Origin of the sequence: Pseudomonas oryziphila (assembly GCF_003940825.1) — a bacterium.
Classification (GTDB): domain Bacteria; phylum Pseudomonadota; class Gammaproteobacteria; order Pseudomonadales; family Pseudomonadaceae; genus Aquipseudomonas; species Aquipseudomonas sichuanensis.
In genome coordinates this window covers 5,753,052-5,774,416 of record NZ_CP034338.1, presented here as the reverse complement: position 1 = coordinate 5,774,416, position 21,365 = coordinate 5,753,052, and the positions used below count along the sequence as shown (strand labels likewise).

At 64.8% G+C, this 21,365-nt stretch carries 16 protein-coding genes; 6 read left to right on the top strand and 10 right to left on the bottom strand.

Translation table 11 applies throughout. The annotated features are described in order from the left end of the window. Nucleotides 1–72 precede the first annotated feature (72 nt). A complete protein-coding gene (locus EJA05_RS26805; RefSeq protein WP_125860946.1) occupies nucleotides 73–2,457 on the top strand; it encodes a TonB-dependent siderophore receptor in 2,385 nt (794 codons plus the stop codon). A 255-nt stretch (nucleotides 2,458–2,712) separates the two neighbouring features. Here the strand turns inward: EJA05_RS26805 and EJA05_RS26800 are convergent, their stop codons facing one another. Next, entirely contained in the window at nucleotides 2,713–4,104 is a 1,392-nt protein-coding gene (locus EJA05_RS26800) for an L-cystine transporter (protein WP_125860944.1), read from the bottom strand. Between the two features lie 247 nt (nucleotides 4,105–4,351). On the opposite strand from EJA05_RS26800, the gene EJA05_RS26795 reads away from it, so the two are divergent. Further along, complete coding sequence (locus EJA05_RS26795) at nucleotides 4,352–5,407, top strand: HAD family hydrolase (RefSeq protein ID WP_190306096.1); 1,056 nt, start codon at nucleotides 4,352–4,354, stop codon at nucleotides 5,405–5,407. A gap of 52 nt (nucleotides 5,408–5,459) precedes the next feature. On the opposite strand, the gene ilvD is transcribed toward EJA05_RS26795, so the two are convergent. Continuing rightward, nucleotides 5,460–7,301, bottom strand: coding sequence for a dihydroxy-acid dehydratase (gene ilvD, locus EJA05_RS26790; protein WP_125860940.1), 1,842 nt, complete (start codon nucleotides 7,299–7,301; stop codon nucleotides 5,460–5,462). 320 nt (nucleotides 7,302–7,621) lie between these two features. Here ilvD and EJA05_RS26785 point away from each other — a divergent pair, with 320 nt between their 5' ends. Together EJA05_RS26785 and EJA05_RS26780 are read left to right on the top strand one after the other, a co-directional pair. Beyond that, nucleotides 7,622–9,298 carry a DUF4153 domain-containing protein gene (locus EJA05_RS26785; RefSeq protein WP_125860938.1) on the top strand — a complete coding sequence of 559 codons (1,677 nt, stop codon included), beginning with the start codon at nucleotides 7,622–7,624 and terminating at the stop codon, nucleotides 9,296–9,298. Between the two features lie 114 nt (nucleotides 9,299–9,412). Beyond that, a complete protein-coding gene (locus EJA05_RS26780; RefSeq protein WP_125860936.1) occupies nucleotides 9,413–10,480 on the top strand; it encodes a phosphatidylinositol-specific phospholipase C in 1,068 nt (355 codons plus the stop codon). A 98-nt stretch (nucleotides 10,481–10,578) separates the two neighbouring features. On the opposite strand, the gene EJA05_RS26775 is transcribed toward EJA05_RS26780, so the two are convergent. Together EJA05_RS26775 and EJA05_RS26770 are read right to left on the bottom strand one after the other, a co-directional pair. After that, nucleotides 10,579–11,571: a hypothetical protein gene (locus tag EJA05_RS26775; RefSeq protein WP_125860934.1), complete on the bottom strand. Its 993-nt coding sequence runs from the start codon at nucleotides 11,569–11,571 to the stop codon at nucleotides 10,579–10,581. 197 nt (nucleotides 11,572–11,768) lie between these two features. Next, nucleotides 11,769–12,965, bottom strand: a complete 1,197-nt coding sequence (locus EJA05_RS26770; RefSeq protein ID WP_110992134.1) for a class I SAM-dependent rRNA methyltransferase — start codon at nucleotides 12,963–12,965, stop codon at nucleotides 11,769–11,771. 292 nt (nucleotides 12,966–13,257) lie between these two features. Here EJA05_RS26770 and EJA05_RS26765 point away from each other — a divergent pair, with 292 nt between their 5' ends. Then, on the top strand, nucleotides 13,258–14,076 hold the full coding sequence (locus EJA05_RS26765) for an HDOD domain-containing protein (protein WP_178125763.1): 819 nt from the start codon (nucleotides 13,258–13,260) through the stop codon (nucleotides 14,074–14,076). Between the two features lie 3 nt (nucleotides 14,077–14,079). Further along, a complete protein-coding gene (gene mutM, locus EJA05_RS26760; RefSeq protein ID WP_125860930.1) occupies nucleotides 14,080–14,892 on the top strand; it encodes a bifunctional DNA-formamidopyrimidine glycosylase/DNA-(apurinic or apyrimidinic site) lyase in 813 nt (270 codons plus the stop codon). A gap of 102 nt (nucleotides 14,893–14,994) precedes the next feature. On the opposite strand, the gene ggt is transcribed toward mutM, so the two are convergent. The 6 genes from ggt to EJA05_RS26730 all read right to left on the bottom strand — a co-directional run bounded on the left by ggt (nucleotide 14,995) and on the right by EJA05_RS26730 (nucleotide 21,238). Further along, entirely contained in the window at nucleotides 14,995–16,677 is a 1,683-nt protein-coding gene (gene ggt / locus EJA05_RS26755; protein ID WP_125860928.1) for a gamma-glutamyltransferase, read from the bottom strand. Next, nucleotides 16,677–16,928 carry a YfhL family 4Fe-4S dicluster ferredoxin gene (locus EJA05_RS26750; RefSeq protein WP_011531711.1) on the bottom strand — a complete coding sequence of 84 codons (252 nt, stop codon included), beginning with the start codon at nucleotides 16,926–16,928 and terminating at the stop codon, nucleotides 16,677–16,679. Before EJA05_RS26750 ends, ggt begins: the two co-directional genes overlap by 1 nt. Nucleotides 16,929–17,047: 119 nt before the next feature. After that, a complete protein-coding gene (gene coaD, locus EJA05_RS26745; protein WP_110996032.1) occupies nucleotides 17,048–17,527 on the bottom strand; it encodes a pantetheine-phosphate adenylyltransferase in 480 nt (159 codons plus the stop codon). Between the two features lie 111 nt (nucleotides 17,528–17,638). After that, the gene (locus tag EJA05_RS26740) at nucleotides 17,639–19,237 is read right to left on the bottom strand and encodes a GMC family oxidoreductase (RefSeq protein WP_125860926.1); all 1,599 of its coding nucleotides are present in this window, start codon (nucleotides 19,235–19,237) and stop codon (nucleotides 17,639–17,641) included. 68 nt (nucleotides 19,238–19,305) lie between these two features. Further along, on the bottom strand, nucleotides 19,306–19,791 hold the full coding sequence (locus tag EJA05_RS26735) for a twin-arginine translocation pathway signal protein (RefSeq protein WP_125465943.1): 486 nt from the start codon (nucleotides 19,789–19,791) through the stop codon (nucleotides 19,306–19,308). Nucleotides 19,792–19,807: 16 nt separating this feature from the next. Beyond that, nucleotides 19,808–21,238, bottom strand: coding sequence for a coniferyl aldehyde dehydrogenase (locus tag EJA05_RS26730; protein ID WP_125860924.1), 1,431 nt, complete (start codon nucleotides 21,236–21,238; stop codon nucleotides 19,808–19,810). Between the last annotated feature and the right edge of the window lie 127 nt (nucleotides 21,239–21,365).

Sequence of the window (21,365 nt, the reverse complement as noted above, 5' to 3'; positions counted from 1 at the left end):
GCGCAAATAATAAGCACTCTCAGATAGTGCAGCGCCATTCAATGACTTGGACGATTTCGGGGAGCTCCACTGATGAAGATTACCGCCACTCGGACCGTGCTCGGCCTGGCCATCGCGCTGGGCAGCGCAGCCCTGGCCGCGCCGCTGCAGGCGCAGGCCGCAGCGCAGGCACAGGTTTACCGTTTCGAGATCCCGGCGCAGTCGCTGGACTCGGCGCTGGCGGCCTTCAGTGCAGTCACCCGGGTGCAGGTGCTGGTGCCGGGCGAGTTCACCCAGGGCCTGCGTTCGTCGGGCCTGAATGGCAGTTATCCACAGGACCAGGCGCTGGCCAGGCTGCTGCAAGGCACCGGGCTGAGCGCCAGCGTGATCGACGCCGACAGCGTCACCCTGGAGCGCCAGCGCGCGGCAGGCGACACCTCGATGCAACTGGGCGCAGTCAAGATCGACAGCAGCGCGCTGGGGGCCACCACCGAGGGTAGCGGCTCCTACACCACCGGCGCGCTGACCATCGGCAAGGGTGAGCAGAAACTCAAGGACATCCCCCAGTCGGTCTCGGTGGTTACCCGCCAACGCCTGAACGACCAGAACATGAACAGCCTGCAGGACGCCATGCGCCAGGTGACCGGGGCGACGATCAAGAGCTACAACAGCGGCTCCAACCTCAACGATGTGTACATGCGCGGCTTCCTGGTCGACCAGGTGCAGGTGGACGGCGTTTCGCAACTGACCGGGCAGGGCGACATGGCCACCAGCTTCGACCTGGCGATGTTCGACCGGGTCGAGGTACTGCGCGGCCCTTCCGGCCTGTACCAGGGCGCAGGGGAGCCGGGCGGCACCATCAACCTGGTGCGCAAGCGTGCGCTCGGCACCTTCGGCCTGAGCGGCGAGTTGTCGGCTGGCAGCTGGGACCGCTACCACTCCACCGTCGATATCACCGGCCCGCTGAACAGCGACGGCAGCCTGCGCGGGCGTTTCGTGACCGCCTACGAGAACAACCAGTCGTTCGTCGACCATGCGCAGAACGAGCGGCCCATGGTCTATGGCCGCCTGGAATACGACGTGACCCCGGCCACCACGCTGTCCCTGGGTGGTGCCTATCAGCGCAACAACTCGACGCCGGCGTTCGGCCTGCCGGCCTATGCCGACGGAAAGCTGCTTGATGTGAATCGCTCAAGCTTCGTCGACGCCAAGTGGAACGAGCTGGACGAACGCGTTTGGGAGGGCTTCTTCGAGGTGGACCACGCGCTGGACGATGGCGGCCAGTTCAAGACCTCGCTGACCTACCGCGATGCCGAGACCCCGACCCGCAACTTCACCTGGACCGATGGCGCGGTGGACAGGGCGACCGGCGCCAGCTCCGCAGTGGCCTACGCCTACTACACCCACATCAAGACCCTCGGCCTGGACAGCTTCGTGACCTTGCCGGTGGAGGCGTTCGGGCGCAGCCACGAACTCACCGTGGGCGCCGAATACCAGCACTTGGACAAGGACTTCACCTACGGCGGCCAGGAGTACTTCGACATCAATGTGTACGACCCGGGCAGTATCAACATCCCCAAGCGCAACTACGAGATGGTCAACGGCAACTGGGTCAAGTCGCAGCAGTACGGTGTCTATGGGCGCACCAAGATCAGCGCCACCGACTGGCTGGACGTGATCCTCGGCAGCCGGGTGACCTGGTTCGAGAGCGAAGGGCGTAACGCCAATGCCTTCTTCGACAACTTCACCAACACCGAGACCAACATCGACCGCAAGGTGATCCCGTACGCGGCGCTGGTGGCCAAGCTCACCCCTGAGCTTTCGGCCTACGCCAGCTACACCAGCGTGTTCAAGCCACAGACCGACGTGGACGCCAGCGGCAAGCCGATCGACCCGCGCGAGGGCGAACAGTACGAGCTGGGGCTCAAGCGTGAGTTTCTCGATGGCCGCCTGAACGGCAGCGTGGCGTTGTTCCGCATCTATGACGAGAACCGTGCGCAGGCGGTGGAGCGCAGCACCTACTTCGAGGCGCAGGGCAGGGTCCGTAGCCAGGGTTGGGAAACCGAGCTGTCCGGCAACCTGACCGACAACTGGAGCATCAGCACCGGCTACGCCTTCACCATGCTCAAGTCGATGAACGAGGAGAACTACCAGGGCATCAGCATCACCCCCAAGCACAACTTCAACCTGTGGACGCGTTACGAGTTCAAGGATGGTCCGTTGGACGGCTTCAGCGTGGGTGGCGGTGTGCGGGCGGTCAGCCAGACCTATTACAAGCGTGACGTGGACTTCGTCCAAGGCGGTTACAGCGTGGCCACGGCGCAGCTGGGGTATCGCTTCAACAAGCACCTGTCGTCCACGCTCACGGCCAACAACCTGTTCGACCGCAAGTATTACGAGCGGGTGGACAGTGCCTGGGGGTCGAACTTCTATGGCGAGCCGCGCAACCTGACGTTGACCTTGCGGGCCAGTTACTGACTTGAAGCCTGGGGCTGCTGCGCGGCCCTATCGCCGGCAAGCCGGCTCCCACAGGAAAATGCATGGCCCTGTGGGAGCTGGCTTGCCAGCGAAAGGGGCGCAAAGCGCCCCCGGCGATGTCAGCTGTGACTCAGCTCGGCATGCTCATCCCCGCCCAGCACCTCTATCGCCGGCAAGCCGGCTCCCACAGGAATATGCATGGCCCTGTGGGAGCTGGCTTGCCAGCGAAAGGGGCGCAAAGCGCCCCCGGCGATATCAGCTGTGACTCAGCTCGGCATGCTCATCGCCGCCCAGCACCTGCTGGTCGGTCTGCTTGAGCAACTGGCTGGTCACCACGCCCGCGGTCATCGAGCCACTCACGTTCAAGGCCGTGCGGCCCATGTCGATCAGCGGCTCCACCGAGATCAGCAGTGCCACCAACTCCACCGGCAGGCCCATGGCCGGCAGCACGATCAGCGCGGCGAAAGTCGCACCGCCACCCACGCCGGCCACACCGGCCGAGCTCAGGGTGACGATGGCCACCAGGGTGGCGATCCACAGCGGGTCGAAGGTGTCGATGCCCACCGCCGGGGCGACCATCACCGCGAGCATCGCCGGGTACAGGCCGGCGCAGCCGTTCTGGCCGATGGTGGTGCCGAACGAGGCGCTGAAGCTGGCGATCGACTGCGGCACGCCCAGGCGCTGGGTTTGCGCCTCGATGTTCAGCGGGATGCTGGCGGCGCTGGAGCGGCTGGTGAAGGCGAAGGTCAGTACCGGCCACACTTTGCGGAAGAAGCGCAACGGGCTGACGCCGGTCAGCGCCAGGATCACCCCGTGCACCACGAACATCAGGCCCAGGCCGATGTACGAGACCACCACGAAGCTGCCCAGCTTGAGGATGTCGTCGAGGTTGGAGCTGGCCACCACCTTGGTCATCAGCGCCAGCACGCCATAGGGGGTGAGCTTCATCACCAGGCGCACCAGGCGCATCACCCAGGCTTGCAGCACGTCGATGGCCGACAGCGCGCGTTCGCCTTTGTCCTTGTCGTCCTTGATCAGTTGCAAGGCGGCCAGGCCCAGGAACACGGCGAAGATCACCACGCTGATGATCGAGGTCGGCTTGGCCCGCGCCAGGTCGGCCACCGGGTTGGTGGGGACAAACGACAGCAGCAGCTGCGGAATGTTGAGGTCGGCAACCTTGCCCGCGTAGTCGCTGTGGATCGCCTGCAGCCGCGCGCTTTCCTGCACGCCGGCCACCAGGCCCTCGGCGCTGAGGCCGAACAGGTTGGTCAGGACGATGCCGATCAGCGCGGCGATGGCGGTGGTCAGCAGCAGGGTGCCGATGCTCAGCACGCTGATGCGACCCAGGCTCGATGCATTGTGCAGGCGGGCCACGGCGCTGAGGATCGAGGCGAAGATCAGCGGCATGACGATCATCTGCAGCAGCCCGACATAGCCGTTGCCGACCAGGTCGAGCCAGGCAATGGTGGCTTTCAGTACCGGGTGGCCGGCGCCATAGACCGTGTGCAGGGCCAGGCCGAAGCCCACGCCCAGGGCCAGGCCCAGCAGTACCTTCTTGGCCAGGCTCCAGTCGGTGCGGCGGGTTTGCGCCAGGCCCAGCAGCAGGGCCAGGAACGCCAGCAGGTTGAGAGACAGCGGCAGGTTCATTGAAGCTCCAGAAAAAGCAGAAGAGGCATCGCCTCTGATGAGCGATTGCGAACGGAAATGCTAACAGCCTGAAAACAAACGAATTTATACCCAAAAGGAATTTGCATAGTCGTTTATGGAATAACGCCATGTCGTTATTGGCAATCCGCATGGCGTTTGTGGCTGCGTCGGGGTCGGTCGCGAATGTCCGGGTGTCACAAAACGGGTCTAGGGTTGAGCGGCCACGTCTTTGGGAGAACTGCACATGATGTCTGCGCCGAAACTGCTCGCCGGCGGGTTGGCCCTGTTGCTCAGTGCCAGCAGCTGGGCGGCCACCGAGCTCAAGCACTGGCCCGCCGAGGCGGCCAGCAAGCTGGACGCGATGATCGCCGCCAATGCCAACAAGGGTAACTACGCGGTGTTCGACATGGACAACACCAGCTACCGCTTCGACCTCGAAGAGTCGCTGTTGCCGTACATGGAGAACAAGGGCCTGCTGACCCGCGACAAGCTCGACCCCTCGCTCAAGCTGATCCCGTTCAAGGACACCGCCGAGCACAAGGAGAGCCTGTTCAGCTACTACTACCGCCTGTGCGAAATCGACGACATGGTCTGCTACCCGTGGGTGGCCCAGGTGTTCTCGGGCTTCACCCTCAAGGAGCTGAAGCAGCAGGTCGACGCGTTGATGGCCTCGGGCAAGCCGATCCCCAGCACCTATTACGAAGGGGATCAGGTCAAGAACATCGAGGTGCAGCCGCCCAAGGTCTTCACTGGCCAGGCCGAGCTGTACAACAAGCTGATGGAGAACGGCATCGAGGTGTACGTGATCTCGGCGGCGTCGGAAGAGCTGGTGCGCATGGTCGCCGCCGATCCCAAGTACGGCTACAACGTCAAACCCGAGAACGTGATCGGCGTCAGCCTGCTGCTCAAGGACCGCGCCACGGGCCAGCTGACCACCGCGCGCAAGCAGATCAGCGCCGGGCACTATGACCCCAAGGCCAACGAAGGCCTGGAACTGACTCCGTACCTGTGGACCCCGGCGACCTGGATGGCCGGCAAGCAGGCAGCGATCCTGACTTATATCGACGAATGGAAGAAACCGGTGCTGGTGGGTGGCGACACGCCGACCAGCGATGGCTACATGCAGTTCCACAGCGTCGATGTGAGCAAGGGCGGCATCCACCTGTGGATCAACCGCAAGGCCAAGTACATGGACCAGTTGAACGGCATGATCGCCAAGCATGCGGCGGCCCAGGCCAAGGAGGGGCTGCCGGTGACGGCGGACAAGAACTGGGTGATCGTGACGCCGGAGCAGATTCAGTAACAGGCATAAAAAACCGGCGCACCAGGCGCCGGTTTTTTATGCCATCAAAGCCTCACAGCCCTTCAAGCATCGCCTTGTTACGCACCGCACCCTTGTCGGCACTGGTGGCCAGCAGGGCGTAGGCCTTCAGCGCGGTGGTCACCTTGCGTGGGCGTACTTCGGCCGGCTTCCAGCCTTTCTTGTCCTGCTCGACGCGACGCGCGGCCAGCTCTTCGTCGCTGACCAGCAGGTTGATCGAACGGTTGGGGATGTCGATCAGCACTTTGTCGCCGTCGCGCACCAGGCCGATGGCACCGCCTGCGGCGGCTTCCGGCGAGGCGTGGCCGATCGACAGGCCCGAAGTGCCGCCAGAGAAGCGGCCGTCGGTAAGCAGGGCGCAGGCTTTGCCCAGGCCTTTGGATTTCAGGTACGAGGTCGGGTAGAGCATCTCTTGCATGCCCGGGCCGCCTTTCGGGCCTTCGTAGCGGATGATGACGATGTCACCGGCCTGCACTTCGTCGGCAAGGATGCCGCGCACGGCGCTGTCCTGGCTTTCGAAGATCTTCGCGTTGCCTTCGAACACATGGATCGACTCATCCACGCCGGCGGTCTTCACCACGCAGCCGTCCAGGGCGATGTTGCCGTACAGCACGGCCAGGCCGCCTTCTTGCGAGTAGGCGTGCTCGAAGCTGCGGATGCAGCCGTTTTCGCGGTCGTCGTCGAGGGTTTCCCAACGGGTCGACTGGCTGAAAGCGGTCTGCGTCGGGATGCCGGCCGGGCCTGCCTTGAAGAAGGTGTGCACGGCTTCGTCATCGGTCTGGGTGATGTCCCACTTGGCGATGGCTTCTTCCATGCTGGCGCTGTGCACGGTCGGCAGGTCGGTGTGCAGCAGGCCGCCACGGGCCAGCGAGCCGAGGATGCTGAAGATGCCGCCGGCGCGGTGCACGTCTTCCATGTGGTACTTCTGGATGTTCGGCGCCACCTTGCACAGCTGCGGCACCTTGCGCGACAGGCGATCGATGTCGCGCAGGTCGAAGTCCACCTCGCCTTCCTGGGCCGCGGCCAGCAGGTGCAGGATGGTGTTGGTCGAACCGCCCATGGCGATGTCGAGCATCATGGCGTTCTCGAACGCCTTGAAGTTGGCGATGCTGCGCGGCAGGACCGAGGTGTCGTTGTCGCCGTAGTAGCGTTTGCACAGTTCGACGATGGTGCGGCCAGCGGTGAGGAACAGCTGCTCGCGGTCCGAGTGGGTGGCCAGGGTCGAGCCGTTGCCCGGCAGGGCGAGACCCAGGGCTTCGGTCAGGCAGTTCATCGAGTTGGCGGTGAACATGCCGGAGCACGAACCGCAGGTCGGGCAGGCGCTGCGCTCGTACTCGGCGACTTTCTCGTCGGAGGCGCTGGAGTCGGCGGCGATGACCATGGCGTCGACCAGGTCCAGGCCGTGGCTGGCCAGCTTGGTCTTGCCGGCTTCCATCGGGCCGCCGGAGACGAAGATCACCGGGATGTTCAGGCGCAGGGCGGCCATCAGCATGCCGGGGGTGATCTTGTCGCAGTTGGAGATGCAGACGATGGCGTCGGCGCAGTGGGCGTTGACCATGTACTCGACGGCGTCGGCGATGATCTCGCGGCTGGGCAGCGAGTACAGCATGCCGTCGTGGCCCATGGCGATGCCGTCATCGACAGCGATGGTGTTGAACTCTTTGGCCACGCCACCGGCGCGTTCGATCTCGCGGGCGACCAGCTGGCCCAGGTCCTTCAGGTGCACGTGCCCTGGGACGAACTGGGTGAACGAGTTGGCGATGGCGATGATCGGTTTCTTGAAATCGTCGTCCTTCATCCCGGTGGCGCGCCACAGGGCGCGGGCGCCGGCCATGTTGCGGCCGTGGGTGGAGGTCTTGGAACGGTAATCAGGCATGGAGCGCTCCTGGCGGCTAAATCACATCACGTAAATAGGGAGTGAGCTTCTCTTGTCCTGATACGCCGAAGGCCGGTTGCCGCTGGCAAGGATGGGGGCCGAAGACCGCGCGGGATCGCCGCAGGCTCGACCAGAGCTCATAAACCCGCCGGGGATGACTGGCGATGAATAGGCCCGATTCTACACCGCCGCGCCTGCGAGGGAATGCCGTTGTGATAATTGGCAGTCGGCCCAGCCCGCACGTTAAAGCCTTTGGCATCGGTTGCGCAGGGTTCGGTAGACTGGCGCGCTTTATACCCCTCTGGCCAAAAGGATTTGCCATGCCGGCGCCTGCTCGCTCGTTGTTGTATTACGTTGTCATCGGCCTGCTTCAGGGCCTGGTATTGCTTGCCGCCGTGCTGGGGCGCGGTGAAGTGCTCGGCTTCGGCCTGTCGGTCGCGGTCTGTGTCGCTGTGGCGGTGGCGGGCCTCAACCTGCAGTTGCTCGGCAGCGCTGTGCGCCAGCGCGGCACGGGCTGGCTGGTACTGGGCCTGACCTTGTTGATCAGCGGGATCAGCGCCTGGGTGTTCGCCGCCGAGCCCAGCGGCTGGCTGCAGATGACCTGGTGCCTGGCGGCGGTGGTGCTGGGCTATATCGGCACCGCGTTCATCCTTGCCTGGCCGACCGGCGAAGGGCTGCGGCTGCGCTACGAAGACCTGTTCCGGCATGCCTGGAACAATGTGTTCATCCTGTTCCTGGCGCAGATGCTGACCGGCCTGTTCTGGCAGCTGCTGTGGCTGTGCGCGCTGCTGTTCAGCATGCTGGGCATCCCGCAGGTGAAGGAGGCGGTGGAGTCGCCGGTGTTCCTCTGGCTGGTGCTGCCGGTGGTGTTCTCCCTGGGAATGCGCATGGGCCGGGAGAACGAAAAAGTAATCGGCCTGCTGCGTGGCATCCTGCTGACCCTGTGCCGCTTCCTGTTGCCGCTCGGTGCATTGATTACCGTGCTGTTCACCCTGACGCTGCCGTTCACCGGGCTGCAGCCGGTGTGGGACACAGGCTATTCGACGACCCTGTTGCTGATGCTGGCGATCATCAACCTGTTCCTGGTCAATGGTGTGTTCCAGGAGGGGCATCAGGGCAGCGTCTATCCCGTTGCGCTCAAACGCCTGGTAAACGCCAGCCTGCTGTGCCTGCCGGTACTGGTGGGCCTGGCGGCTTACGCCAGCTGGATGCGCATCGATCAGTACGGGCTGACACCGTCGCGCATCATGGCGCTGTTGCTGGTGGGGGTGATGCTGGCCCACGGCCTGGCGGCGGCCTGGGCGGTGCTGGCGTCGCGTCAGGGCTGGCTGAGCAGCCTGCGGGTGAGCAACCCGTGGATCGCCCTGTTCAGCGCGGCGCTGGTGGTGCTGTTCTATACGCCGTTGCTCGCGCCACAGGCGCTGAGTGCGAAAAACCAGGTCGAGCGCCTGATCAGTGGGCGTACGCCGGTCAGCGAGTTCGATGCGCGAAACCTGTACCACGACTTGGGCCAGCCGGGGCGTGACGCCTTCGAGCAGCTTGAAAAACGGCTGCAAACAGATGAGTTGTTCGATGCTTCAGGGCGCGCGCAACTGCTGGCGACGCTGGAGGAAGTGCGACGCCCGGCAGTGGCCGAGGAGCGCGGGCCAAAGCTGGAGTGGCTGGGGCCGGTGCAGTCCAGCACTGAAGCCTTGGCTGACTCGACCCTGGCCGAAAGCCAGTGCGGCGGTAAGGGCTGCTACCTGTGGGCGGTCGACCTGGATGGCGACGGCCACAACGAAGTGTTGATGATTCCGCGGCACACTTATGCATCGCGCCTGTTCGTGCTCACCTGGGAAAACCGGGAATGGCAGGAGGTGGGGAGTCTGAGCGGCAACATGGACAACCTGGATGGGGTGGTCAAGGGCATTCGCGAAGGGGTGGTGAAGCTGGTCACGCCGCGCTACAAGACCTTGAGCATCGACGGGCAGGAGCTGATGCAGGACTTCAGGCGGTAACAGGGGTAGCAGCGCGGTCCCATGCTGTCAGGCCACCGGGTAACTATCTAACGCCTGGTCGTTCGCCTGCTTGATAGCGTGGCCGCACTACTCATAGTCCAGGGAGGACACCCCATGGGACCTTTGCGCTGCCTTGCCGGGCTGCTCTGCTGCCTGGCCAGCTCGGCCTTCGCTCACCTCGACGATGCCTACTCCCACGATGCCCACGATCCATTCACCGACAAGCACGCGTGGATGAGCATGATCCGTGACGATGTGCGGCTGAGCGAAATGGCACTTCCGGGCACCCACGATTCGGCGACCTTCGATGTCAGCCTGTTTCCGATCGTCACGGACATCGTCAGCACCCAGACCCTCGATTTCGACGAGCAGCTGCGCTACGGCATCCGTGTGCTCGATCTACGCATCCGGCAAACGGGAGATGCATTGGCCTTGCACCATGGCCCGGTCTATCTCGACAAGATGTTCGGCAGCGCGCTTGAGTCGATTCGACGCTTTCTCGAGGCCAATCCCAGCGAAACCGTGTTATTTCGCATCAAGCAGGAACATACCTCCGACAGCAATGTGACCCTGAGTCTGGCGCAGGTCTTCGCGCAGTACATGGCGCAGTTCTCGGCCATCTACCTGAAGGCGCCGGGTGCCGGTGTCACGCTGGGCGAGGCGCGAGGGAAATTCGTCGTGCTGTCCAATATCGCCGAGCTCAACAACCAAGGGCTCGACTATGCCAGTTTCGACATCCAGGATGATTCAACCCTGAAAACCAACTGGGACCTGCACGAGAAGTACCTCAAGGTCCGGCGCCAGCTGCACCGGGCTGCCGCGGGCAGCCCGGATACGTTCTATGTGAACTACCTGTCGGGCAGTGTCGGTTCGTTTCCCTACTTCGTTGCCAGCGGCCATGTCAGCCCGGGGACGGATGCCGCGCGGTTGTCCACCGGGCTGATCGCGCTGGGGGAAGTCGACTGGTACCCGTTCTTTCCCCGGACAACCTGTGCCATGCGGGTCTGCTCGATATCCTTCGAGGGCACCAACACCCTGGCCCGCGACGATATCAAGGACATGAACGGCCCAGGGCCGACGCAAAGGACGGTCGGCATCATCATGGCCGACTTCCCGGGCGAGTCGTTGATTGCCAACATCATCGCCAACAATCACCACCCGACCCACGACTTGGGGCGCTGAGTACGAACCCGTGCGAATTGGTGAGGCCGACTTCAAGAGAGAAGATCAGGGCGTTGACCGATTGCCAAAAGACGCCAGATGGCGTCGATGAGCGTCCGTTAGAGCGGCGTGCTTACCGGCATTTCCACATTCGTCATGCCGGAGCTGTAAGTAGTCGTGCCTCTGCGCACCAGTGTGATCACTCGGTAACTAAACAAGTAGAAAAGCGTATCTTTCGGCAAACGAAACTTAAGTTTACCTGTCGATTGCTCTATAGCGCCTTGTGCGATAGCACTGATACTCGAGGTCGGCTTAAAGGCCAGAAGAAAAGCTTCATCGCCTTGTTCGAACGGGTCGCCGGGCGTTGTGTAAAATTCGTATTGCCCGTCGCCCTCTTCGACCAAGGCCATGACTACGGTCGGGTACCTGCCATAGCTCAAAACGTGTGTAGGCATCGGTGGCTCCAGGCGCTTCGGGCATTCGAAGTGAATAGCCGGAGAGTTAAGCACAGCACCACCGCGCACGACTTGGTAAACGATATGGACATTGCCTCCATCGGCGCGACTGGATGTCTCATTACCAATACGGACTTCAATAGGGCTGCTTGTGTCACTGACAGGGATGTCCATGACTTTGCTCGCGTCCAGCAGAGGGCAGGCCAGGAACAGGCGGATGGTGTCGGAGACTGCCATCCCGGGGAAAACGGGGATCTTGATGGTATAACCGTTTTCCACGGCATCCCTGGGAAGCAAGCCGCCAATCACAGCATCGACGACAGGATGGTACAGCGCGGCCTCGAACTGGTAGGTCGTCTCGTCAGATGGACCGACGGGGAGTTCGAGACTCTGATAGTACAGTTTGACGCGCTGCCCATGCATTCCTATGAGTTTTTCAGCAGGGAAGAAGCACTCGATGTCATTGCCAAGGTTTTTCACGTCGATGCCGGCGCTGAATTCGCCTAGCACAATGTGAAAGCGATAGCCAATTTCAAACAATTCAGACCATGGAATGATGACCGTGACGCCCACTTGCAATGCAGCCAAGGACACGACGCCTTCGCTGTCTGCTTCCTTGATTCTTGCCGGCTGAAGCTTATTTTGATGAGTGGCCATAACCGTTGCCCTTCATAAGAGAGTGAAGTTGACGGCTCTATTGGAGGGCAGTTGACTGGCGTTGGATACTGGCAAAAATGCTAGTTCGGTACGCGGGGCTGGCGAGCAGTTGGCGAGCATGGATATGGCCTCGGCTATTGCGCGAGGCCACAAACGACGAGCTTCATGGGGCCGCAAGGCGTCAGCCCCAAGCGGCGTCAGCTGTTGGGCAGCAGCCGGCAGGTAATGCTCTTGATGTAGCGGGTCTCGCTGATCGCCGGGTGCACCGGGTGGTCCGGGCCCTGGCCGCCGCGCTCGAGCAGTTGCAGGTTGCGGTCCAGGTGGCGGGCGCTGGTCAGCAGGATGTTGTTCAGGTCGTCCTCGGGCAGGTGCATCGAGCACGAGGCGCTGACCAGGATGCCGTCCTTGTTGAGCATGCGCATGGCCTGTTCGTTGAGGCGGCGGTAGGCGGCCTCGCCGTTCTTCAGGTCTTTCTTGCGCTTGATGAAGGCGGGCGGGTCGGCAACGATTACGTCGAAGCGCTCTTCGGCGGCTTTGAGCTCGCGCAGGGCTTCGAATACATCGCCTTCGATGCAGGTCACTTTCTCGCTGATGCCGTTCAGTGCGGCATTGCGCTCGACGCCGTCGAGGGCAAAGCCCGAGGCGTCCACGCAGAACACTTCGCTGGCGCCAAATGCGCCGGCCTGCACGCCCCAGCCACCGATGTAGCTGAACAGGTCGAGTACGCGCTTGCCTTTGACGTAGGGCGCCAGGCGCGCGCGGTTCATGCGGTGGTCGTAGAACCAGCCGGTCTTCTGCCCTTCACGTACCGGGGCTTCGAACTTGACGCCGTTCTCTTCCAGGGCGACCCAGTCCGGCACTTCGCCGTAGACGGTGTCGACGTAGCGCTCGAGGCCTTCGGCGTCACGGGCGGCGGAGTCGTTCTTGAACAGGATGCCGCTGGGCTTGAGCACCTGGATCAGGGCGGCGATCACTTCGTCCTTGTGCGCTTCCATGGTGGCCGAGGCCAGTTGCACCACGAGGATGTCGAAGAAACGGTCGACCACCAGGCCCGGCAGCAGGTCGGAGTCGCCGTAGACCAGGCGGTAGCACGGCTTGTCGAACAGCCGCTCGCGCAGCGACAGGGCCACGTTCAGGCGGTGCACCAGCAGCGACTTGTCCAGCGGCAGCTTGGCGTCGCGCGACAGCAGGCGGGCGCAGATCAGGTTGTTCGGGCTCATGGCCACCACGCCCAGCGGCTTGCCGTTGGCGGCTTCGAGGATGGCCTGCTGGCCGGCCTTCAGGCCCTGCAGCGGGGTGGCGGCAACGTCGACTTCATTGCTGTAGACCCACAGGTGGCCGGCGCGCAGGCGGCGGTCGGCATTGGCTTTGAGACGAAGGCTGGGCAGGGACATGACGTCGCTCCGGGAAAAAAGAGCGGGAGTATACCGTGTCGGCTCCAGGTTCGGTGCTGGGCGCGACCAAGTGGTGGCCTCATCGCCGGCAAGCCGGCTCCCACAGTGGGAGCCGGCTTGCCGGCGATGAGGCCCGTGCAGGCAATGACTAAAGAAATTCCTGAACCCAACGATCCACTAATTGGTGCCCTGCCGGCGTACAGGGTTAGAATCCCCCGTCCCCAGCGAGTGTGCACTTATGTCCCAGGAACTTACCGCCGAACAGATCCAGCAAGCCTTGCAAGGCATCACCATTCCGCCGCAGCCGCAGATCATGGTCGACCTGCAGTTCGAGCAGTACATGCCCGACCCGGACCTGGAGACCATTGCCAAGCTGATTTCCCAGGACCCTGGCCTTGCCGGCGCCCTGCTCAAGCTGGTCAATTCGGCGCAGTTCGGCCTGTCGAACAAGATCGGTTCGATCCAGCGCGCCGTGAACCTGCTGGGCAGCCGCTCGATCATCAACCTGATCAACGCCCAGTCGATCAAGGGCGAGATGAGCGACGAGACCATCGTCACCCTCAACCCGTTCTGGGACACCGCCCAGGACGTGGCCATGACCTGCCTTACCCTGGCCAAGCGCACCGGTATCCAGGCGGCGGACGAGGCCTACACCCTGGGCCTGTTCCACGACTGCGGCGTGCCGTTGATGCACAAGCGCTTCCCCAACTACATGGAAGTGCTGGAAGAGTCCTACGCCAAGGCCAATGACGAAGTCCGCGTGGTGGACACCGAGAACCGCGTGTTCAACACCAACCACTCGGTGGTCGGCTACTTCACCGCCAAGTCGTGGCGCCTGCCGGAGCACATCAGCGCCGCCATCGCCAACCACCACAACGCCCTGGCGGTGTTCCGCGACGAGTCCTCGCGCAATGCCCAGACCCAGCTGAAGAACCTGCTGGCAGTGCTGAAGATGTCCGAGCACATCTGCGCCTCGTACCGTGTGCTGGGCAATCAGAGTGTCGACCACGAGTGGAACATGGTTGGCCCGCTGGTGCTGGAATACATCGGGCTGTCGGAGTACGACTTCGAGCAGCTCAAGCAGGACATCCGCGAACTGGGCGGGCGCTGAACCATGCCGGAATTGCCAGAGGTCGAAACCACCCGGCGCGGTATTGCGCCGCACCTGGTGGGCCAGCGGGTCAGCCGTGTGGTGGTGCGTGACCGGCGCCTGCGCTGGCCGATCCCGGAAGACCTCGACGTGCGCCTGTCGGGGCAGCGCATCGTCAGCGTCGAGCGCCGCGCCAAGTACTTGTTGATCAACGCCGAGGTGGGCACGCTGATCAGCCACCTGGGCATGTCGGGCAACTTGCGCCTGGTCGAACTGGGCCTGCCGGCAGCCAAGCATGAGCATGTGGACATCGAGCTGGAGTCGGGGCTGATGCTGCGCTACACCGACCCACGGCGCTTCGGCGCCATGCTCTGGAGCCTCGACCCGCTCAATCACGAACTGCTGCTGCGCCTGGGCCCGGAGCCCTTGACCGACCTGTTCGATGGCGAGCGGCTGTTCCAGCTTTCCCGTGGCCGCTCGATGGCGGTCAAGCCGTTCATCATGGACAACGCGGTGGTGGTCGGGGTGGGCAACATCTATGCGACCGAAGCGTTGTTCGCCGCCGGCATCGACCCGCGCCGCGAGGCGGGCGGGATTTCCCGGGCGCGCTATCTGCGGCTGGCGATCGAGATCAAGCGGGTGCTGGCGGCGGCGATCGAGCAAGGCGGCACGACCTTGCGCGACTTTATCGGTGGTGACGGGCAGCCGGGGTATTTCCAGCAGGAGTTGTTCGTTTACGGGCGCGGTGGGCAGCCGTGCAAGGTGTGCGGCACCGAGTTGCGCGAAGTGAAGCTGGGGCAGCGGGCGAGCGTGTTCTGCCCGAAATGCCAGCGCTGACCTCTGGAGGGGCCGCTGCGCGGCCCTATCGCTGGCAAGCCAGCTCCCACAGGTTACCGCGTAACCCTCTGTGGGAGCCGGCTTGCCGGCGATAGGGCCGGATCAGTCGACTACCGCCGCCTGCCCTACACCCCTGGGATCACTGGCTGCCTCGACAGTCCCGCCAGCCTTGTCCCAATACAGCACCTGCTGGTTGCCGTAGTTACGCCCCACATCCTTCAACCGATACCCGCGCGCCTGCAGCTCGGCTTTTTGTGCGTCGCTGAACGTCCCCGGCTCATGCTCCAGCACATCCGGCAGGTACTGGTGGTGGTAGCGCGGCGTCGCCGGCCACTCGGCCACCGGTCGGCCTTCCAGGAACCCCAGCACCGACAGCAGCACCATGCTGGGTATCCGGCTGCCGCCGGGCGTGCCGAAGCTGGCGAACTGGCTTGGGCTTTCGATGAAGGTCGGGCTCATGCTCGACAGCGGCCGCTTGCCCGCCGCCACGGCATTGGCCTGGCTGCCAGCCAGGCCGTAGCTGTTGCTGCCGCTGGGGTCGGCGGCGAAATCGTCCATCTCGTTGTTCAGCACCACGCCCGTGCCGGGCACGCTGAACGCCGCGCCGAACGGCAGGTTGACCGACAGTGTGGCGGACACCGCGTTGCCGTCGGCGTCGATCACCGCGAAGTGGGTGGTGTGGTCGCCTTCCCGCCAGGCTGGTGACGGCGGCAGGGCGCTGCTGGGGGTGGCCTGGCGCACGTCGATGCTGTCGGCCAGGCCAGTGAGGTAGTGGCGCGCCAGCAGGCGATTGACGGGGTTGGCGACGTAGTCCGGGTCGCCCAGCAGGCCACGGTCGCGATACGCCCGGCGCAGCACCTCGATCACATAGTGGCTGCGCTGTACCGGCTCGGCGCTCTGCCAGGGCAGGCGCTGGAGCATCGCCAGGCTCTGGGCCAGGGCCACGCCGCCGGCGGACGGCGGCGGGCTACTGATCAGTTCGCGCTGTTCGGCCAGTCGATAGCGCAGCGGCTCGCGCCAGGCGGTGTGGTAACCGGCCAGGTCCTCGAGGCTCCAGAGGCCCCCGGCCTGACGTACGCCATCGACCAGGCGCTGCGCGGTGGGGCCACGGTAGAAGCCGTCGCGGCCATGCTCGGCGAGGGTTTGCAGGGTGGCGGCCAGCTCCGGCTGGCGGATCACCGTGCCCAGGGCCGGTACGTCATTGGCGCTGAGGAACAGCCGGGCGCTTTCGGGGTCGTCACGCAGCGCCGCCAGGCGCATGGTGGCACGGTCGCGGTAGATGCGGTCGACGGCAAAGCCCTGGTTGGCCAGGCGGATTGCCGGGGCCAGGCTGTCCTTGAGCGGCAGGTTGCCGTGGCTGGCGGCGAGGTCGGCCAGGGCCTGGGGCAGGCCGGGGATGGCCGCCGCCAGCGGGCCGTTGATCGACAGGCCGGGCTGGACCTTGCCGTCCTTGAGGTACATGTCTGCGCGGGCGGCGGCAGGTGCGCGCTCACGGGCGTCGAGGAAGGCGTAGCGTGGGGTGGCCGCTTGTTCGCGCAGCAGGAAGAAACCACCGCCGCCAAGGCCCGAGCCGTAGGGCTCGACCACTGCCAGTGCGGCACCGATGGCCACGGCGGCATCGAAGGCGTTGCCGCCCTGTTCGAGCACCTGCCGGGCGGCGGCGGTGGCTTCGGCATGCGGGCTGGCGATGGCGGCGCGGCTCGGGCCGTCGGCCTGGGCTGCCGTGGCCAGCAGCGCCAGGGCGGCGCCAAGCGCGGCGCGGCGTATCGCGGCGACGAACGGCATCAGGCCTTGCCGGTGATCCGGCGGTATTTGGCCATCAGCTCGTCTTCGGTTTCCGGGTGGGCTTCATCCAGCGGGATGCAGTCGACCGGGCAGACTTGCTGGCATTGCGGCTCGTCGTAGTGGCCAACGCACTGGGTGCACAGGTTCGGGTCGATCACGTAGATCTCCTCGCCTTGCGAGATGGCAGCGTTCGGGCACTCGGGTTCGCAGACGTCGCAGTTGATGCAATCGTCGGTGATGATCAGGGACATGGGGACTCCGGCCGGGGCGTCGGGCCCGGGCATGTTTCAATGCGATAGGCGCAATTGTGCCGGATTCGCGCCCGCAGTGCACGCGGGCGCGTCAGCGGGACGCGCCCCGGGCACACAGGTTACTTGCGAAAGCGCTCGGTCAGCGCGTCGGCCACCGCCGGGTGAACGAACTTGGTGATATCACCGCCCAACGCGGCGATTTCCCGGACCAGCGTCGAGGAAATGAACGAATAACGCTCGGAAGGCGTGAGGAACAGGCTCTCGACGTCCGGCGCCAGCTGGCGGTTCATGTTGGCCAGCTGGAACTCGTATTCGAAATCCGAGACCGCGCGCAGGCCACGCAGGAACACGTTGGCGTTCTGCTCCTTGGCGAAATGCGCCAGCAGCGAGGAGAAGCCGATGACTTCGACATTGGGCAGGTGCTTGGTGACCTCGCGGGCCAGCTCCACCCGTTGCTCCAGCGGGAACAGTGGGTTTTTCTTCGGGCTGGCGGCCACGGCGATGATCACGTGATCGAACAGCCGCGAGGCACGCTCGACCAGGTCGCCATGGCCTTTGGTAATGGGGTCGAAAGTACCCGGGTACAACACTCGGTTCATCGCGTCATCCTGGCTGGAGTGCGTTGGGGAGTCGGATGGTAGCGCAGCGATTGCGCCCGGCCAAGTCGCGCGGCCGGCTGATGGCACTATAGACAGGGCGTGCAGGGCCTGTCATGCCCCCTGTGCCAGGCGCCCGACCAGTGCTTCGCTGAGCCGCGCAGCCAGGGCGTACACCGACAGTTGCGGGTTGGCGCCGATGCTGGTGGGGAACAGCGAGCCGTCGTGGATCGACAGGTTTTCCAGCTGATGATGCCGGCCCAGGCTGTCGCATACCGCCTGGCGCGGGTCTTCACCCAGGGCGCAGCCGCCCATGACGTGGGCGCTGCCCAGGCGCATGCGGAACAGTTCCAGGGGCAGGCCGTCGATCATCGCGGCCGCTTGCGCGGGGTTGTCGACGTAGAGGGCATCGCCATGCACGGGCATCACCTGGCGGGCCCCGGCGGCGAACTGGATCTGCGCCATGCTGTGCCAGGCTCGGCGCAGCCCGTCGCGCAGGTAGTCGGTGACGGGGTAGTCGAGTACCGGCGAGCCATCGCCGCGCAGTTCCACCTGGCCGCCCGGGCTGTCCGGGTGGAAACCGTCGCGCAGCAGCGCCAGCATCACATGGGTGTGCGGCAGCTCGGCCATGCGCAGGGCGTTGTCCTGGCCATGGCCCCCGAGCAGGGTGCTGGCCAGGGCCGGGTGCAGTGGCGGCACCTCGAGTTTGTAGCCGATCGGCCCGTCGACGCCGCCCTGCCATTGGAACTGGTCGCTGTAGATCGACTGCGGCGCGCCATAGTACGGGTCGATCCTGTCGGCGAACTGCGCGGCGCTGAAGTTGACCAGGTGCAGGAAGGTGCGCTTGCCCAGGCGCTGGTGCGGGTCGGGGGCCTCGGAGCGCAGCAGCAGGGCCGGGCTGTTGATGCCGCCACCGGCCAGCACGTAATGGCGGGCGCGCACCTGGATCTGCCGGCCGGTCGGGTGTACGCCGCGGGCATCCAGGGCCTGGCACAGCAGGTGGTCGATCCGTTGGCCGTCATGGCTGAAGCGCTCGGCGCGGGCCAGGTAGAGCAGCGTGCCGCCCTTTTCCAGCAGGGCCGGGATGCTGGTAACCAGCATCGACTGCTTGGCATTGACCGGGCAGCCCATGCCGCAGTAACCCAGGTTCCAGCAGCCGCGCACGTTGCGCGGGATCACCGCCCAGCGGTGGCCAAGTACCTCGCAACCGCGGCGCAGCACGTCGTTGTTGGCGTTGGGTGGCAGCGCCCAGGGGGTGATGCCCAGGCGCTGCTCCATGCGTTCGAACCAGGGCGCCAGGGTGGCGCTGTCCAGGCCTTTGACGGCGTGCTCCCGGGCCCAGTGTTCCAGGGTTTGCGGCGGGGTGCGAAAGCTCGAGGTCCAGTTGACCAGGGTGGTGCCGCCTACCGCGCGGCCCTGAAGGATGGTGATGGCGCCCTCTTTGCTCAGCCGGCCCAGGCCTTCCTGGTAGAGCTCGGCGTAGGCTTCGTGCTCCAGCAGGCGGAAGTCGCTGCTGGTCTTCAGTGGCCCTTCCTCGATCAGCAGCACGTTCAGGCCGGCGGCACTCAGCGCCTCGGCCGTGGTGGCGCCGCCGGCGCCGCTGCCGATCACGGCGACGTCGGTTTCGAAGGTCAGGTCCTGCTCCAGGCGCGAGGCATCGTGGGTGATCCAGCCTCGTTCGAGGCCTTGGCGAAACGGGTCGGGGACGGGCATGGCGTGGCCTTTGTTGTTGTGTTGGGTGCTGCTGGGGCCGCGAAGCGGCACCGGCAGCCTTGTAAAGCTCAAATTTTCGGTGGCCCCGGATAGCCACACGCAGCCCAGGCTTCCGGCCGCTCATACCAAGCCATCGACAACAGTTGCAGCAACGACGCATGCCCCTGGCGCAGCAGGTTCAGCGAACTACCGCCCCAGCGTGCGAGAAAGGCCTCCACAGCAGTGTTGCTGGCCTCGTTCCAACTGCCCCAGATGCCGGTCAGCGGCCCCCGGGTCAGCGGCAGGCTGAGCACGTCGAACAACTGCCGGGTGAGCTTGAGCATGGCCGGCGACAGCGCCGCCAGCTTGCCGTCGAGGCTGTGCAGCACCAGCGTTTCAGTGGCCTGGGTGCCGGCCAGCACCACGGGGATCAGGGCCCGCAACAGCGGCAGGTCATCATCGCGCAGCACCTGGTAATCCGCTGAAGGCGCTTGTTTCGAGCAGCCGATCAGGCTGGCGGTGCCGAGGAACACGCTGGCGCCCAGGCTGAACCTGAGCAGGTCGCGACGGTGCATGCGCAGCCTTCCTCGCTCAACGGATGAACAGTTTGTAGACCAGGCGCTGCAAGGCCTTGCCATAGGGCGGGTAAATCAACCGGGCAGCGTTCAGGCGCTGCTTGGCCAGTACCCCTTTGGCTTTGCTGAACGTCTGGAAGCCTTCATGGCCGTGGTAGTGCCCCATGCCGGAGGGGCCGACACCGCCGAATGGCAGGTCGTCCTGGGCCACGTGCAGCAGGGTGTCGTTGAGGCACACGCCGCCGGAATGGGTGTCGCGCAGCACCCGGGCTTGCTGGCCACGGTCGTAACCGAAGTAGTACAGCGCCAACGGGCGCGGGCGCTGGTTGATGTAGGCCAACGCCTGGTCCAGGTGGTCGTAAGGCACCAGCGGCAGCAAGGGCCCGAAGATCTCGTCCTGCATCACCTGCATGCTGTCGTTCACCTCCAGCACCAGGTGCGGCGGCAGGCGGCGGCCCTGGCGCGGTTCGTCGGGGTAGAGGTCGCGCACTTGCGCGCCTTGCGCGCGGGCATCGGCCAGCAGGCGCTCCAGGCGCTCAAGCTGGCGCGGGTTGATGATCGCGCTGTAGTCGGGGTTGTCGGCGATGCGCGGGTAGAGCCTGTGCACCGCGCGTTGGTAGGCATCGGCAAAGGCATCCAGGCGTTCGCGTGGCACCAGCACGTAGTCGGGGGCGACACAGGTTTGCCCGGCGTTGAGGGTCTTGCCGAAGGCGATGCGCTCTGCGGCGGTATCCAGCGGTACATCCGCCGAGACGATGGCGGGCGATTTACCGCCCAGTTCGAGGGTGACCGGGGTGAGGTTGTGCGCTGCCGCCAGCATCACCTGCCGGCCGATGCTGGTGGCGCCGGTGAACAGCAGGTGGTCGAAGGGCAGGCGGGCGAAGGCCTGGCCGACTTCCACCTCGCCCAGCACCACGCTGACCAGGTCGCTGGGGAACACCCGTTCCAGCAGCGCCTTGAGTAGCAACCCTGTGGCCGGCGTGGCTTCGCTGAGCTTGAGCATGACCCGGTTGCCGGCCGCCAAGGCGCAGGTCAGGGGCCCGATGGCAAGGAACAGCGGGTAGTTCCACGGCACGATGATCCCCACCACGCCCAGCGGCTGGTACTGCACTTTGGCGCTGGCGGGCTGGAAGGCCAGGCCGACGCGCCGGCGCGACGGGCGCATCCAGCGTTGCAGGTGGCGTTCGGCATGGCGCAGGCCTTGCACTGAGGGCATCAGCTCGGCGAGCAGGGTCTCGTCGCGGCTGCGCCCGGCAAAGTCGCTGTCGATGGCCGCGATCAGGGCCTCCTGTTCACGTAGCAGTGCTTCGCGCAGGCTTTTCAGCCACTGCCGGCGCTGTGCCGCCGGTGGCATGGGGTTGCCGGCGAATGCCTGGCGCTGGTCGGCGAACATCGCCTCGAGCGTGCTGTCGCAAGTAACAGGGGGTGAGGTGATGATCGAGGTCATGGCGCAGGCACCCGTGGGAAAGAGTGAGTAGAGCCTATACTCTAATTCCTGCCAGGGTGAGTGATTTATCTGCCAGATCAGCGGACATTTGCGCTGCTGTGCCCTGACGCCACGGGGCGATAGCCCG

Coding starts and splice junctions, on each gene's coding strand:
- ilvD (WP_125860940.1), bottom strand. CDS start 7,301: ATGCCTGATTACCGTTCCAAGACCTCCACCCACGGCCGCAACATGGCC.
- EJA05_RS26795 (WP_190306096.1), top strand. CDS start 4,352: ATGTCTGCGCCGAAACTGCTCGCCGGCGGGTTGGCCCTGTTGCTCAGT.
- EJA05_RS26750 (WP_011531711.1), bottom strand. CDS start 16,928: ATGTCCCTGATCATCACCGACGATTGCATCAACTGCGACGTCTGCGAA.
- coaD (WP_110996032.1), bottom strand. CDS start 17,527: ATGAACCGAGTGTTGTACCCGGGTACTTTCGACCCCATTACCAAAGGC.
- EJA05_RS26770 (WP_110992134.1), bottom strand. CDS start 12,965: ATGTCCCTGCCCAGCCTTCGTCTCAAAGCCAATGCCGACCGCCGCCTG.
- EJA05_RS26730 (WP_125860924.1), bottom strand. CDS start 21,238: ATGACCTCGATCATCACCTCACCCCCTGTTACTTGCGACAGCACGCTC.
- EJA05_RS26800 (WP_125860944.1), bottom strand. CDS start 4,104: ATGAACCTGCCGCTGTCTCTCAACCTGCTGGCGTTCCTGGCCCTGCTG.
- EJA05_RS26785 (WP_125860938.1), top strand. CDS start 7,622: ATGCCGGCGCCTGCTCGCTCGTTGTTGTATTACGTTGTCATCGGCCTG.
- EJA05_RS26805 (WP_125860946.1), top strand. CDS start 73: ATGAAGATTACCGCCACTCGGACCGTGCTCGGCCTGGCCATCGCGCTG.
- EJA05_RS26735 (WP_125465943.1), bottom strand. CDS start 19,791: ATGCACCGTCGCGACCTGCTCAGGTTCAGCCTGGGCGCCAGCGTGTTC.
- mutM (WP_125860930.1), top strand. CDS start 14,080: ATGCCGGAATTGCCAGAGGTCGAAACCACCCGGCGCGGTATTGCGCCG.
- EJA05_RS26740 (WP_125860926.1), bottom strand. CDS start 19,237: ATGCCCGTCCCCGACCCGTTTCGCCAAGGCCTCGAACGAGGCTGGATC.
- EJA05_RS26775 (WP_125860934.1), bottom strand. CDS start 11,571: ATGGCCACTCATCAAAATAAGCTTCAGCCGGCAAGAATCAAGGAAGCA.
- ggt (WP_125860928.1), bottom strand. CDS start 16,677: ATGCCGTTCGTCGCCGCGATACGCCGCGCCGCGCTTGGCGCCGCCCTG.
- EJA05_RS26780 (WP_125860936.1), top strand. CDS start 9,413: ATGGGACCTTTGCGCTGCCTTGCCGGGCTGCTCTGCTGCCTGGCCAGC.